This is a genomic window from uncultured Sulfitobacter sp. (assembly GCF_947497275.1).
In the GTDB taxonomy this organism is placed as follows: Bacteria; Pseudomonadota; Alphaproteobacteria; order Rhodobacterales; family Rhodobacteraceae; genus Sulfitobacter.
This window is the reverse complement of sequence record NZ_CANMFS010000001.1, coordinates 667,155-680,879: the sequence shown is the minus strand read 5'-3', so window position 1 is coordinate 680,879 and position 13,725 is coordinate 667,155. Positions and strand designations below refer to the sequence as shown.

The following is a 13,725-nucleotide window of genomic DNA, read 5'->3' as shown; positions in this document are numbered from 1 at the left end:
CAAAAGGAAAAGTCATGTCGAACGACAGCGATCTGATCAAACTCTATTCTCAGCGTATTCTCGCACTCGCAGCGGACATTCCGCATCTGGGCAGGCTCGACGATCCCGATGCTACCGTAACCCGTCGGTCTCCGCTGTGCGGATCCAGTGTGACCGTCGATGTGAAAGTTGCAGACGGTCGGCTGATTGACCTTGCGCAGGACGTCAAGGCCTGTGCATTGGGCCAAGCCGCTGCCGCGATCACCGCCAGCGCAGCCCAGGGCGCGTCCTTGGAAACGCTCGAAACCGGTCGTGATCAACTCAAAGCCATGCTGAAAGGCAAAGGCGGCGTACCGGACGCCCCTTTTGGTGATTTCGAAGTGTTGACCCCCGCCGTCGCCTACAAGAATCGCCACGCCTCCATTTTGCTGAGCATCGAGGCACTGGCGCAGGCCGTGGCAGAAGCGCAAATCGGCGCGACCGCGTCTTGAAAAAAACGCCGCACATCCGAAAGGATGGCGGCGCAGGAAAAGCGTTTCCCATGTGGGACCCAAAGACCGGTTCAGGGCAGGCAAACCCTAGGAGACACGTCAGGACAGGCAGTTCCGATGTGCAAGATACATCCATTTGGGACAAATGTATCGAAACCGGCTCCGGCACAGGAGCGCAGGCAGTAATTCAGACAAGTCCGGGCAGATGCAGCCCAACAACCAACATGATGACCAGCGCGGCAGCCCCTGCTGCATCTTGCAACAACGTGTGCTGCGCGCGTGCAGCGATGGCTTTAACTGTTCGGTAAGTTGTCATTGGCGTCCTCCCGTTCCTGTTGCCCCTTTGTTCTCACATCGTTAACCATTAGTAAAGAACTTTAGCGGAACATTTGTGAACTTTTTGGAACGTCCGGGATCAACCCACTGTTATCAAACGGATCGCCTCGTCTTGCCGCATCAGCCAAAGCAAAAGACGCGTGGCCTTGCCGCGCTCCGATTTCAACGCCGGATCATCGGACAGCAGCTTGCGCGCGTCCGATTGCGCGATTGTCATCAGTGCGGCCTGTTTCTCCAGATCGGCCACCCGGAAACGCGGCACGCCCGATTGTGCGGTGCCAATCAGATCGCCGGTACCGCGCATTTTCAGGTCGGTTTCCGCGATGGCGAAACCGTCTTCGGTCTCCCGCAGAACCTCCAATCTCTGCCGCCCCGTGTCGGTAAGCGGCGCCTGATACATCAACAGACAACTCGACGCCGCAGACCCGCGTCCCACCCGGCCGCGCAGTTGGTGCAGTTGCGCCAGCCCAAAGCTCTCAGCGCGCTCGATCACCATGATCGACGCGTTTGGCACATCGACGCCTACCTCGATCACCGTGGTCGCGACCAATAGCTGCGTCTCGCCCCGTTGGAACGCCGCCATCGCCGCATCCTTTTCCGCGGGCGGCATCTGGCCATGCACCAGACCGACCACGCCCTCACCCAAGGTTGCGCGCAGTCTCTTGAACCGCGCTTCCGCCGCAGTGAGGTCACTGACCTCGCTTTCTTCCACCAGCGGACACACCCAGTAACACTGCCGCCCGTCCGCAATCGCCGCGCGCAAGCGGTCGACCACCTGATCATACCGCTCCGTGCTGACAAGGACCGTCTGGATCGGCTTGCGCCCGGGCGGCTTTTCATCCAGCACGCTCACATCCATATCGCCGTATTGCGCCAGTGCGAGACTGCGCGGGATCGGTGTGGCCGTCATCACGAGCACATCCGCGCGGACCCCCTTACGTCCCAACTCAAGCCGCTGCCGTACACCGAACCGGTGCTGTTCGTCGACCACGGCCAGACGCAGATCGTGAAATACCACGCTTTCCTGAAAAACCGCATGCGTACCGACCAACACCTGTATATCACCCCGCGCCAGTGCAGACAGCTTGGCCTGCCGCTCCGCGCCCTTGTCGCGACCGGTCAGGATCTCGAGGACGACACCCGCCGTTTCGGCCAGCGGTTGCAGCCCTTGCAGATGTTGCCGCGCAAGGATCTCGGTTGGTGCCATCAACACCCCCTGCCCGCCCGCTTCGACAGCCGCCAGAAGCGCCATGAAGGCGACCACGGTTTTACCCGCGCCGACATCCCCCTGAAGCAGCCTGTTCATCCGCTGATCTGCGGCCATGTCTGCCGTAACCTGCGTCACTGCGCGCCGCTGTGCCCCCGTAAGCGCGTAAGAAAGCGAGGCGCGGACCTTGTCCTGCAGAGCCCCTGTCGCGCGCGACGGCCTGCCTTTCTTGCGCCGCTCCACCTGCCGGGCCAGCGCCAGCGTCATCTGATGTGCGAACAGTTCATCATAGGCCAGCCGCGCGCGGGCGGGGGCATCGAGCGACAGATCATTCAGCGATGCGGGCGCATGGGCCTGGGACACGGCCACCGAAAACGCCGGCCAGCCCGCTTTCTTCACCTGGCCCGGATCAATCCATTCGTCCATCGCGGGCACCCGCGCCAATGCCGCTCGCGTGGCCTTGTACATCAGCTTTTGCGTGATGCCGTGGGTCAGTGGATAGACGGGTTCAAAAGGTGGGATCTCGCTTGCCTCCTCCTCCGCCACGGCAAAGTCGGGATGCACCATCTGCGCAATCCCGTCGAAAAGCTCAACACGACCCGACACGATGCGACGGCTCCCTTCGGGAAGCTGGCGCTGCCAGAAATCACCACGCGCATGGAAAAACACAAGCTGGAAGGTGGTCTCGTCATCCTCGACGTGGATCCGGTACGCGCCACCCTTGCTGCGCGGCGGGTAGTGCCTGCCTATCTTGACCGCGACGGTCAGCGTATCGGGCAACTGCGCGTCTTTCACAGATTTGCGCAAACGCCTGTCGATCCCGGAATAGGGTAAGGTAAAAAGGAGGTCGCGGGGGGCCTGGACGTGTAGCTGCGCGAAATGCTGTGCCGTTTTCGGGCCGATCCCCTCAAGCGTCTCGAGGCTCGCAAAGAGCGGAAAAAGCGATTCCGGCCTGCTGCTCATGCGTCTGCGATCAGGGCAAGCCAGCCATCTTCGTCCAGTGTCTCAACACCCAATTCGGCGGCTTTCGTGGCTTTCGAGCCTGCGCCCGGCCCCGCCACCAGAATATCGGTTTTGGCACTGACCGAGCCCGAGACCTTTGCGCCCAATCGTTCGGCGCGCGCCTTGGCTTCGGCGCGGGTCATTTTTTCCAGGGTGCCTGTGAACACAACGGTCTTGCCCGCCACAGGCGAATCGTGCGTGTCGGTCCGTACGCTGTCCTGCACATCGAGCTGTGCGACCAGCCGCATGATGGACGCCCGCTCGGCCTCCTGCGCGAAAGCGCTGACCAGTGATCCTGCCATCACGCTGCCCATGCCGTCGATCGAGATCAGATCATCCCACGCGGGGCCTTCTTGGGTGCGGGCATCCTCCATCGCTTGCAAAAGCGCCTCCCAGCTTCCGTAATGATGCGCGACCAAACTGGAAGCAGCCTCGCCGACGTGGCGAATCCCCAGCCCGAAAATCAACCGCGCCAAAGGAATGCGGCGCTTGTCCTCTATGGCGTCGAAAAGTGCCGCTGCCGATTTTTCGCCCCACCCTTCGCGGTTTTTGAGCTGTTGCAAACCGTCTGCGTAGCGTTCTTTCAGCGTGAAGATATCGGCAGGCTCCCGGATCCAGCCGTCAGCGTAGAATTGCTCGACCTGCTTGGCGCCCAATCCGTCGATGTCGAAAGCGCCGCGCGATACCAGGTGTTTCAGTTTTTCAACCGCCTGCGCGGGACAGATGAGCCCGCCGGGGCAACGCCGCACCGCATCGCCCGGTTCGCGCACCGCGTCGCTGCCGCATTCAGGGCAGGTATCGGGAAACCGGAACGGCGAGGCGTCGGGGGGCCGTTTCGACAAATCGACGTCGGCCACTTTCGGGATCACATCGCCGGCACGGTAAACCTGCACCCAATCGCCGATGCGAATATCCTTGCCGCCGCGGATTTCCGCGCCCTTGCTGTCAAAGCCGCGAATGTAATCTTCGTTATGCAGGGTTGCGTTGGAAACGACGACGCCACCGACCGTCACCGGCGCGAGCCGCGCAACCGGGCTGAGCGCACCGGTACGTCCGACCTGGATGTCGATGCCTTCAAGCGTGGTCCAGGCCAGTTCAGCCGGAAATTTGTGCGCAATCGCCCACCTTGGCGTGGTCGAGCGAAAACCAAGGCGCCGTTGCAACGCGAGATCGTCGACCTTGTAGACGACACCGTCGATATCGTAGCCCAACGTCGCGCGCTGCTCTTCGATCTGTGCGTAATGGGTGACCATCTGCGCGGGGCCGGAGCATTTTCGCATCAGCGGGTTGACGCAAAACCCAAGCTCTTCGAGCCGCGCAATCGCGCCTGATTGGGTCTCCGAGAGCGGCGCGGATACGTCGCCCCAGGCGTAGGCGAAAAAACGCAGCGGTCGCGCGCGTGTGATTTCCGCGTCCAGCTGCCGCAAGGATCCTGCAGCCGCGTTGCGCGGATTGGCGAACGGTTTCTCGCCCCGTCCCATCGGCTTTTCATTGAGCCTCTCGAAGTCGGCATGGCTCATATAGACCTCGCCCCGCACTTCGAGAACGTCTGGGGCGCCGTCGAGGGTGTGGGGAATGTCGTCAATGGTGCGGGCATTGGAGATCACGTTCTCACCAACGGAACCGTCGCCCCGCGTGGCGGCCTCAGTCAGCTCGCCTTTTTCGTAGCGGAGCGAGAGCGACAATCCGTCGATCTTAGGCTCTGCGGTATAGTCGACCATCGTTTCAGACCCCAGACCGAGGTATTTTCGCACGCTTGCATCGAATTCGAATACGTCATCATCGGTAAAGGCGTTCGCAAGAGACAACATCGGTACGCGGTGCGCGATCTTGCCAAATCCCGACGCAGGTGCGGCACCCACCTGTTCTGTCGGACTGTCTGCGCGTTTCAATTTCGGAAACCGCGCCTCGATCTCGGCATTGCGACGCTTGAGCGCATCGAAAGCCGCATCGCTCATTTCGGGCGCGTCTTTTATGTAATAGGCGGCGTTCGCTGCCGACAATCGGTCTGCCAGGACCGCGAGCGCGGTCTTCGCCTCTGCTTCGGTCAGGTGATCCACATCTATTTCAGTGTCGGTATTCGTTTTCTCAGATGACACTTCGCCGACCTGCCTATTTGGTTCCCGTCTATCCGCATCTAGATAGGCCGCGACCATAGGCAGGTCTAGCAGTCTTTCGCCGTCGCTCAGGCCCCGACGGCGATATCCATCTCGCTGGGCTGCGGGTCACGCAGGACATAGCCGCGTCCCCAAACCGTTTCGATGTAGTTCTGGCCCCCCGTGGCCGTGCTGAGCTTTTTGCGGAGTTTGCAGATAAACACGTCGATGATTTTCAACTCCGGCTCATCCATTCCGCCATACAGGTGATTGAGGAACATTTCCTTGGTCAGGGTCGTCCCCTTGCGCAGGCTCAGAAGCTCAAGCATCTGGTACTCCTTACCCGTCAGATGCACCGATTTGTTGTCGACACTGACCGTCTTGGCATCGAGGTTGACCGAGATCAGACCGGTGTCGATGACCGATTGCGAATGACCCTTCGAACGGCGGATGATCGCGTGAATGCGCGCCACCAGTTCTTCACGGTGGAACGGTTTGGTCAGATAATCATCCGCCCCGAAACCGAAACCCTTGATCTTGTTTTCCGTATCGTCGGCGCCCGAGAGGATCAGGATCGGCGTCTCGATCCGGCTCAGCCGAAGCTGGCGCAGCACCTCATGGCCGTTCATGTCCGGCAAATCGAGATCGAGCAGGATGATGTCGTAGTCGTAGAGCTTTGCCAGATCGATCCCTTCTTCACCCAGATCCGTTGCGTAAACATTCAAATTCGCATGGGTCAGCATCAATTCGATGCTTTTGGAAGTGGTAGGATCGTCTTCGACAAGCAAAACGCGCATTTCAATCATCTCCGCAGGATAAAGGGGCCTTCATTTCTCACCTGATCGTGACGAAGAAAGGTTAACCACCCGTAAACGATGGTGTTAATACTATGGCGACAACTTAAAGTTGTCTATATTTTTGCACCATCGTCGTTTTCAGCGCCGCCTCGCCATGCGTCGAGACCGCTTTCACCCATTCGATGAACTCGTCCTCGCTCAATCTGTAGCGCCGGAGCGCGTCATCCTTGCCGATCAGGCCATATACCACCCCGCGCACCACCGCTGCCTTGCGCGATGCCACCCAGCGCCGCGTATCGGGTGCGGGCAGATCCGCAACCGTCATTACCGTTCCATCCGCGAGCGTCACCGCGCGCGGACCATCCACCTTCTTAAGATACATATTCACCACCACTCTTGTTTGTTCAGGCAGATTGCCGTGGCAGACTTAAAGACAGGTGAAACCGCGCCCTTGTGAGTAGCTCACATTTTCCTATATTCCGCAGTAAACCATAGCCCGGAGCAAAACCCATGCCCCTCGATCACACACCGCCGCTCAATTCGCTTGGCTTTGCCAAGGCGCCCGCCGACACCCGCGTCGTGGTGGCGATGTCGGGCGGTGTCGACAGCTCTGTCGTCGCGGCGATGCTGGCCGAAGAAGGCTACGACGTGATCGGCGTCACACTCCAACTCTACGATCATGGCGCGGCGCTCGCGAAAAAGGGCGCGTGCTGTGCCGGGATCGACATTCACGACGCGCGCCGCGTGGCCGAGGACATGGGCTTTCCGCACTATGTTCTGGACTACGAGAATGTGTTCAAGGACGCGGTCATCGACGAATTCGCCGACAGCTATCTGGGCGGTGCGACGCCGGTGCCTTGCATCCGCTGCAACGAGCGGGTGAAGTTCAAGGATCTGTTGGAAACGGCCAGGGATCTGGATGCCGACTGCATGGCTACAGGCCATTACATCCAGCGCATGGCGGGACCGCGCGGAGCCGAGTTGCACGCGGCGGCAGACGCAAATCGCGATCAAAGTTATTTCCTGTTCTCGACCACGCCTGAACAGCTCGACTATCTGCGCTTTCCGCTTGGCCATCTGCCGTCCAAGGACGCGACCCGTGCCTTGGCCGAGAAATACGGCCTGCGCGTGGCGATGAAACCCGACAGCCAGGACATCTGCTTTGTGCCCGATGGCGATTATGCCTCGGTGATCCGCAAGCTGCGTCCCGAAGCGGATGCGCCCGGCGATATCGTCACTCACGAGGGCCGTGTGCTGGCGCAACACGACGGTGTGATCAATTTTACCATCGGACAACGCCGCGGACTTGGTATTGGCGGGCTGACGGAGCCGCTTTATGTCGTCAAACTGGATGCGGACCGGCGGCAAGTGGTCGTGGGGCCCAAGCACTTGCTGGCCACGCGCACCATTCCGGTCAAAGAAGTCAATTGGCTGGGCGACGATGCCTTTACCGATCAAAAGGAACGTCACATCGCAGTGCGTGTGCGGTCCACCCGACCACCGGCGGATGCGATCCTGCGCCCGTTGTCAGACACGACCGCAGAGGTCGAACTCTTGTCGCCCGAGGAAGGCATCAGCCCCGGTCAAGCCTGTGTTTTCTACGATCCGGACAGCAGCCGAATCTTTGGCGGCGGCTGGATTCACCGCGGCTAACGCGCGGCGATCCCGTCCAGAACGGCGCGGGCGGCACGAAGCCCGGGGGCGTCACCGCCTTGCCCCAATCGCTGCATTGTCAAGGCCATTGCTGCGTGCTGCGCGCCGGGATCCGCCAGAACATCGGCGAGTCCACCGGTGATCAGGTCCGGACGGCATCGTTTGCCGATGAATTCCGGTACAACGCGCGTCTCGGACACCAGATTGACCAGCGTAACCGTGTCGATCTCGAGCATGCGCCCGATGATCACCCGGCTGAGCCAGTTCATATCGTAGGCAATCACCATAGGCGTGTCCGCAGCAGCCAGTTCGAGCGAGACAGTGCCCGATGCGGCCAACGCCACGTTGGCAGCACGAAAAGCTGCACGCTTGTCCCGCATCGCCTTTGCGTGATCCCCCGACCTTGGGTCCAGCACGATGGGCGATCCGGGCCAGTTCTCGCACATCGCGGCCACCATATCGGCCACGGACGCTGCGGCGGGGACAACGACGCGGGTTGCGGGCCGGTCCGTCAAGACACCCGAGATAGCGGCACCGAAGGTTTCCCCAAGGCGCGCGACCTCAGAGCGGCGCGAACCGGGCAGGATCAGGAGCACCGGCGCCTCCCCCAGCCCGTGTTCCGTGCGAAACTCCTGCGCCTGCGCGGCGCTCGTCACGGGTTCCGACACCACGGGATGACCGACGAAATCACAGCGCATGCCTGCCGCCTGCATGTAGGGCGGCTCGAACGGGAAAAGCGCGAGTACTTGATCGATGTGACTCGCCATCTTCGCCGCGCGGCCAGGCCGCCACGCCCAAACCGTCGGCGCGACGTAGTGGACGGTGCGCACGGCACTGCGCGCCCTGACCAGCTTGGCCACGCGCAACGAAAAGTCTGGGCTGTCTATGGTCACGAGAACGTCCGGCTGTGCGGCGACCACGGCCTGCGCTGTCTGAGCGATGCGGCGCTTGAGATGGCGGTACTTCGGCAGGATCTCCGCCAATCCCATCACGCTCAACTCGCTCATGTCGAACCGGCTGTGCAAGCCCTCAGCCTGCATCTCGATACCGCCGATGCCTTCGAATGCGGTATCGGGACGCAGCTTTTTCAGTCCCGCCATCAGGGCGCCGCCCAGTTTGTCGCCAGACGGCTCGCCCGCAATGATAAAGACGCGCAGACCCGCGCTCATGCGTCCGTCCGCGCCCAGAAGACGATGCCATAGCGATTGGCCAATTCTATACACCGCGCTGCGTGCAGCACCAGAACATTCTCCGCATCAACGACCACACCCGCAAGCCCTGCGGCATGGCCCGCCTTGAATGTATCCGGTCCGACAGTTGGCATATCGATTTTCATGGATTGCCCTTGTTTTGGCCCTTTGAACAGGATCGCGGACGACCCTTGCGCCGCCGCTGTGACGCGGCCCAGCATGGCATCGGTCCCCTGCGCATCCTCCATCGCCAGGACATGGCCGCCCGCAACGACACAGGCCTGGCCGATATCCTGCGGTGACAGCGCCAGAATATGCGCGGCGGCAACGGCGACATCCTGGCGCATTCGCGGGTCCGGCCCGTGCGCGCCATAGACCCCACTCTTGGCCAGAAGTCCCGGCGCAATCTCATGGGCGCCGCGCGTCTTGAAACCAGTCCGCTCGAACAGCTCGGCAACCACCCGCAACGCGCCGTCGTCGCCCGCCTTCAGCGCCTCCATGAACAGTGGCACCAACGGTTTGGTCTCCGTATCCAGTCTGGCCGGATCAATCCGGGGCCTGTCGATCCCGCCCGCAAAGCAAACCTCCCTCACGCCGCGCTCTTCCAACGCCACCAGGAGAGAGCCGAGCGTTTCGATGCGAAAGGTCAGGTCCACGTCCAGACCGCTCACCTCGACGCCCGCGTACCCGCAGACAACGGGAGGTTCCGGTGCCGCTGCCGCCACCAGTGCCGGCAAATCGCCACGGCCTGCAATCAGCGCCAGCATCAGCGCGGCGTGAGGAAATGACGACCCGATTCCGCAAGCACGAAATCCGCGATCTCGCGCACGTAGGCGCTTTCCGTTTCGGCGGCGAGACGCTCCGCACGGTCGTGAAACGTACCTTCGCCCTGCGCCAGCATCTGGAACGCCGCCCTCAGCGCAGTGATATCGCCGCGCGCCACGCCACGCCGTTTGAGGCCGACAAGGTTGAGCCCATCCAATTCGCCGCGCGAGGCCTGCACCAGACCATGGGGGATCACATCGTTAGTGACCATCGTGACGGCTCCGATGATCGCGCCACGCCCGATGCGCACCCATTGGTGGATCCCCGAAAGGCCGCCGATGATCACCTCATCTTCGATCACGCAATGCCCCGCCACGGCGGCGTTGTTGACAACGATGACATTGTTGCCGACCTGCGCATCGTGGGCGATGTGACACCCGGCCATGAACAGACCGTCGTCGCCCACGCTGGTGACACCGCCGCCGCCTTCGGTGCCGCAGTTCATCGTGACATGTTCGCGGATGCGGTTGCGTTTGCCGATCTCGAGCCGACTGGCCTCGCCCTTGAATTTCAGATCCTGCGGGATTTCGCCGATCACGGCGAAGGGGAAAACAACCGTGCCCGCGCCGATGGTCGTCTGTCCGGTCACGACAACATGCGATTTCAGAACCACGTCCGGCCCCAACGTGACGTGCGGACCGACGAGGCAGAACGGCCCGACGGTAGCAGACGGGTCGACCTGTGCGCCTTCCTCGACGACGGCGCTCGGATGCACCCCCATCATGCGCTCCCTTTGGGCAGGTCCAGCATCGCCATGAATTCGGCCTCAGCCGCCATCTCGCCTTCGACAGTGGCCACCCCGCCAAATTTCCAGATCTTTCCGCCAGCCTTGCCACGCAGGGTCTTGACGTCCATCCGCAAAACGTCGCCCGGCACCACCTTGCGGCGGAATTTACAGTTGTCGATGGACATGAAGTAGATCAACATGTCGCGGTCCATCTGTTCGAGCGCCACACCGACCATCACGCCGGCGGTCTGCGCCATCGCCTCGACAATAGTGACGCCGGGCATGATGGGAGTACCCGGAAAGTGCCCCTGAAAATGCGGCTCGTTCATCGTGACGTTCTTGAATCCCACTGCCGAGGCGGTTCCGTCGATCTCTTCGACCTTGTCGACCAGCAGAAACGGATATCTGTGCGGCAAGATCCGCTGGATCATCTGAATGTCCGCGCGCAAGAGGTCTTGAGCCATGTGTTTTCCTTTGGCGTAAAGTGTTTGACGCAAACAGCTATCAAGTCAGACGCAAGCGGGCAAGGCGCGCGCGATCATTCTTGTGCGGGTGCAACCTGTTGCGAGTCCGGGGCGGCGTCGGCCGGTGGTGCCGCCTGCGACGGGACTGCCACTCCCTCGCCGAGGGTGCGGTTGAGCCGCGCAACCGCCGCCGCCGTGATGTCGCTGCTGTTGGCGCTGATGAAAACAGTCCGACGCTCAAGCACGACGGTTGCGCCGGCCTCCTCCATCAACATCTCAAGCACCGGCGCGGCGGCGTCCAGAAATGCCTCCCGTTCGCGGTCCAGACGTTCGGCCAAAGCGCGCGATTTCGCGGCTTGGGCCATCCGCGTTTCCTGTACACGGGCGTCGAACGCGTCTGCGAGCGGACGAAATTCTTCAGGCGTCATCGTTGCTCGTCTGTCCGTCAGGTTTTGCTCCTGCGCGGCCAGCTCCGCCTCGATCCGCCGGTTCTCGGCGGCAAGCTCACCGCCGCGCGCCTCGATTTCGCGAGCAACGCGCTTGCCGAAATCGCTGTTGAGGAAAAGCCGCTCGCTGTCGATTGTCAGGATCGGAGAGACGATCGTACCTTGCTGTGCTGAGAGGGGCGCCCACAAGAGCGCCCCGAGGGCAAACACGGCAAAGAATACCGCGCGGCGCACCATTTAGAATTGCGTCTCAAGCGTCACTTCGAACCTTTGTTCACGGTCGAATTCTTCCTTGCGAATTGCATCGGAGATGTTGAATTGCAATGGTCCGACCGGCGTCTCCCAGAACAGCGAGACCCCGATAACATGACGAAATGAACCGCCCTCGCCTGAGACCGATCCGGCCGCGTAGGAGACATCCGACAGATCCCACAGATTGCCTACATCATAGAAGACACCACCGCGAATGCCGTATTCCTCCGGCAATCCGACCGGAAAGACCGCTTCGAAGCGGCCAACGACATACATGTTGCCGCCCAGCGTATCGCCTTCTTCCGACGCCACATCGCGCGGACCGATACCGCCCGGCTCGAACCCGCGCATCTGCGATGTCGCCAGAACGAACCGGTCGACCGCACGGTTGGTGCCGCCGCGCCAAGCCAAGGCACCGCCTTCGAAAGACGCGCGCAGAGTAATCTCTTCGTTGAAAACCTTCTTTTCACCGATGAGCTTGGCTACGGTCCGAATGTATTCCTGATCCCCGCCGATCCCGGCAAAGTCCTGGCTGAAGCGGAACAGGACGCCCGACGTCGGGTCCAGCCCGGTGCGGCGCGTATCATAGCTGTACTCGTAACCCAGCGATGACGTCAGAAGCGCGCCCGCGTCTATGTCATTCTGGATGATCGCTCCGTTGTCGGGCGGATCCCGCTCGATCACGTCGATTTCCTGTGCGGTATATCGCACTTGCAGGCGGCCGTTTTCACTCACAGGAAAGGTCAGTGAAGGCTGGAATGCCAGCCGCTCTGTATCGTAGGTCTCGTAGGAGGAACTGGTTTCGGCAAAGTCGAGCTCGAAGCTGAAAGCCACGTCCCGACCGAGAAGCGACGGCTCGACAAAGCGCAGGCCATAGCGGCGCGCATCCGACGCGGTCGACAGATCGAGATACAGCCTCTGCCCGCGCCCGACGAAATTTTCCTCGGCAAAGCTGATGGCGACACCAAGCCCGTCCGAGGAAGAGAACGAACCACCGAAGCTGAGCGAGCCAGTCGGCTTTTCCTCAACATCGACGTCGATGATGACCTGCTCGGGGCTGGACCCTTCGCGGGCGTTGACTTCGGCAGTTTCGAAATACCCCAGCGCACGAATGCGTTCGGCGGATTGCCGGATCTCACGCGGGTTGAAAGGATCGCCTTCGACACTGTCGAATTGCCGCCGCACGACGCGATCCAGCGTGGCAGTGTTGCCCTCGATATCGATCCGCTCGACAAAAATTCTCTCGCCGCGGGACAGGACGAACTCGATGTCCAGCGTCAGATCTCGGTCGTTGCGGGTGACACGCGGTTCGACGCGCATGAAATCGACGCCGTCGCGGATCGCCTGCCGTTCGATACGGGCAATATCGGCTTCGACCACCGAAGGCGAATAGACCACGCCGGGTTTGACCTTGATGATCCGGGCGTAGGCGTCGCCATCGACATTGGGAAGCTCGGACGTAACGGAAATCTCGCCGAATTGAAATTGCTGGCCTTCCTGGATGTTGAATCCGAGGAAGTAGCCATCGCGTTCTTCTGTCAGTTGTGCGTTGACCGAATTGATCCGCATGTCCACGTAGCCGCGTGACAGATAGAAGTCGCGCAACAATTGCTTGTCGAACTCTACGCGATCCTCGACGAAGGTATCGCGGCGTACGAGACGCCTGAACAGGCCCGCCTGTTTGGTCCCCAGAACACGACGCAGACGCGCGTCGGAGTACTTGCGGTTGCCAATAAAGCTGAGCCGTTCGATTTCGACGTTGTCGCCCTCGAAGATTTCGAACACAAGATCGACGCGGTTCTGATTGCGCTTGATGACCTTGGGTTGGACACGGGCCGAAAGACGGCCTTCGTTGGTGTAGGCTTCGGCGATGGCGTTCGCATCGCGCTCTGCGAGATCGGGGTTGAAGACACGCCGTGACGTGGAGTTGATCACGGAGCTCAGCGCGTCATCCTTGATCCGCCTGTTTCCCTCGAAAGAAATCCGGTTGATGGTCGGAAGCTCGACCACCGTGATAACCAGCGTTCCGCCCTGCGGCACGATGGCAACGGTTTCGAACAGCCCCGAGTTGTTCAGGCGCTGGTAGGCATCGTTAAGCTGCCCGCCCGAAACGGTCTGACCGCGCGCGATTCCGGCCTGGCTGAGAATGGCGCTGTCGCCTATTCTCTGGTTGCCGTCGATCCGCACCGTATTGAATTGATACTGCTGCGCACTGACGTACGGCGCAGGTGCAACCCAAGCCGTTGACATCAGTACCGAA

General features: G+C 61.2%; 13 protein-coding genes. 2 read left to right on the top strand and 11 right to left on the bottom strand.

Translation table 11 applies throughout. The features are described 5' to 3' along the window. Window positions 1-14: 14 nt before the first annotated feature. Entirely contained in the window at window positions 15-470 is a 456-nt protein-coding gene (locus tag Q1A06_RS03305; RefSeq protein WP_299558597.1) for an iron-sulfur cluster assembly scaffold protein, read from the top strand. 187 nt (window positions 471-657) lie between these two features. Here Q1A06_RS03305 and Q1A06_RS03300 read toward each other — a convergent pair whose 3' ends face one another. From Q1A06_RS03300 to Q1A06_RS03280, 5 genes are all read right to left on the bottom strand, one after another. After that, entirely contained in the window at window positions 658-786 is a 129-nt protein-coding gene (locus tag Q1A06_RS03300; RefSeq protein WP_299558595.1) for a hypothetical protein, read from the bottom strand. A gap of 99 nt (window positions 787-885) precedes the next feature. Beyond that, window positions 886-2,976, bottom strand: a complete 2,091-nt coding sequence (gene recG / locus Q1A06_RS03295) for an ATP-dependent DNA helicase RecG (protein ID WP_299558593.1) — start codon at window positions 2,974-2,976, stop codon at window positions 886-888. After that, window positions 2,973-5,114 (bottom strand): NAD-dependent DNA ligase LigA, encoded by a 2,142-nt coding sequence (gene ligA, locus Q1A06_RS03290; RefSeq protein ID WP_299558591.1) that lies wholly within the window; start codon window positions 5,112-5,114, stop codon window positions 2,973-2,975. The genes recG and ligA overlap by 4 nt, the downstream gene beginning before the upstream one ends. 86 nt (window positions 5,115-5,200) lie before the next feature. Next, entirely contained in the window at window positions 5,201-5,908 is a 708-nt protein-coding gene (ctrA, locus tag Q1A06_RS03285) for a response regulator transcription factor CtrA (RefSeq protein ID WP_299558589.1), read from the bottom strand. A 103-nt stretch (window positions 5,909-6,011) separates the two neighbouring features. Further along, on the bottom strand, window positions 6,012-6,290 hold the full coding sequence (locus Q1A06_RS03280) for a DUF1153 domain-containing protein (RefSeq protein ID WP_299558868.1): 279 nt from the start codon (window positions 6,288-6,290) through the stop codon (window positions 6,012-6,014). A gap of 128 nt (window positions 6,291-6,418) precedes the next feature. Here Q1A06_RS03280 and mnmA point away from each other — a divergent pair, with 128 nt between their 5' ends. Beyond that, the gene (gene mnmA, locus Q1A06_RS03275) at window positions 6,419-7,561 is read left to right on the top strand and encodes a tRNA 2-thiouridine(34) synthase MnmA (protein WP_299558587.1); all 1,143 of its coding nucleotides are present in this window, start codon (window positions 6,419-6,421) and stop codon (window positions 7,559-7,561) included. Here mnmA and lpxB read toward each other — a convergent pair. The 6 genes from lpxB to bamA form a co-directional block, all read right to left on the bottom strand. After that, window positions 7,558-8,730 (bottom strand): lipid-A-disaccharide synthase, encoded by a 1,173-nt coding sequence (lpxB, locus tag Q1A06_RS03270; RefSeq protein WP_299558585.1) that lies wholly within the window; start codon window positions 8,728-8,730, stop codon window positions 7,558-7,560. The two genes, mnmA and lpxB, sit on opposite strands and share 4 nt — an antisense overlap. Further along, the gene (gene lpxI, locus Q1A06_RS03265) at window positions 8,727-9,518 is read right to left on the bottom strand and encodes a UDP-2,3-diacylglucosamine diphosphatase LpxI (protein ID WP_299558583.1); all 792 of its coding nucleotides are present in this window, start codon (window positions 9,516-9,518) and stop codon (window positions 8,727-8,729) included. The genes lpxB and lpxI overlap by 4 nt, the downstream gene beginning before the upstream one ends. Beyond that, window positions 9,518-10,300: an acyl-ACP--UDP-N-acetylglucosamine O-acyltransferase gene (gene lpxA, locus Q1A06_RS03260; RefSeq protein WP_299558581.1), complete on the bottom strand. Its 783-nt coding sequence runs from the start codon at window positions 10,298-10,300 to the stop codon at window positions 9,518-9,520. The genes lpxI and lpxA overlap by 1 nt, the downstream gene beginning before the upstream one ends. After that, complete coding sequence (fabZ, locus tag Q1A06_RS03255) at window positions 10,297-10,767, bottom strand: 3-hydroxyacyl-ACP dehydratase FabZ (RefSeq protein WP_299558579.1); 471 nt, start codon at window positions 10,765-10,767, stop codon at window positions 10,297-10,299. The genes lpxA and fabZ overlap by 4 nt, the downstream gene beginning before the upstream one ends. Before the next feature lie 74 nt (window positions 10,768-10,841). Next, on the bottom strand, window positions 10,842-11,450 hold the full coding sequence (locus Q1A06_RS03250; protein WP_299558577.1) for an OmpH family outer membrane protein: 609 nt from the start codon (window positions 11,448-11,450) through the stop codon (window positions 10,842-10,844). Then, the gene (gene bamA / locus Q1A06_RS03245) at window positions 11,451-13,715 is read right to left on the bottom strand and encodes an outer membrane protein assembly factor BamA (protein ID WP_299558575.1); all 2,265 of its coding nucleotides are present in this window, start codon (window positions 13,713-13,715) and stop codon (window positions 11,451-11,453) included. Window positions 13,716-13,725 lie beyond the last annotated feature (10 nt).

What these genes read in the sequence shown, in the direction of transcription:
- Q1A06_RS03305 (WP_299558597.1), top strand. Translation starts at nt 15, where the DNA reads ATGTCGAACGACAGCGATCTGATCAAACTCTATTCTCAGCGTATTCTC.
- Q1A06_RS03300 (WP_299558595.1), bottom strand. Translation starts at nt 786, where the DNA reads ATGACAACTTACCGAACAGTTAAAGCCATCGCTGCACGCGCGCAGCAC.
- recG (WP_299558593.1), bottom strand. Translation starts at nt 2,976, where the DNA reads ATGAGCAGCAGGCCGGAATCGCTTTTTCCGCTCTTTGCGAGCCTCGAG.
- ctrA (WP_299558589.1), bottom strand. Translation starts at nt 5,908, where the DNA reads ATGCGCGTTTTGCTTGTCGAAGACGATCCTACCACTTCCAAAAGCATC.
- Q1A06_RS03280 (WP_299558868.1), bottom strand. Translation starts at nt 6,290, where the DNA reads ATGTATCTTAAGAAGGTGGATGGTCCGCGCGCGGTGACGCTCGCGGAT.
- mnmA (WP_299558587.1), top strand. Translation starts at nt 6,419, where the DNA reads ATGCCCCTCGATCACACACCGCCGCTCAATTCGCTTGGCTTTGCCAAG.
- lpxB (WP_299558585.1), bottom strand. Translation starts at nt 8,730, where the DNA reads ATGAGCGCGGGTCTGCGCGTCTTTATCATTGCGGGCGAGCCGTCTGGC.
- lpxI (WP_299558583.1), bottom strand. Translation starts at nt 9,518, where the DNA reads ATGCTGGCGCTGATTGCAGGCCGTGGCGATTTGCCGGCACTGGTGGCG.
- lpxA (WP_299558581.1), bottom strand. Translation starts at nt 10,300, where the DNA reads ATGATGGGGGTGCATCCGAGCGCCGTCGTCGAGGAAGGCGCACAGGTC.
- fabZ (WP_299558579.1), bottom strand. Translation starts at nt 10,767, where the DNA reads ATGGCTCAAGACCTCTTGCGCGCGGACATTCAGATGATCCAGCGGATC.
- Q1A06_RS03250 (WP_299558577.1), bottom strand. Translation starts at nt 11,450, where the DNA reads ATGGTGCGCCGCGCGGTATTCTTTGCCGTGTTTGCCCTCGGGGCGCTC.
- bamA (WP_299558575.1), bottom strand. Translation starts at nt 13,715, where the DNA reads ATGTCAACGGCTTGGGTTGCACCTGCGCCGTACGTCAGTGCGCAGCAG.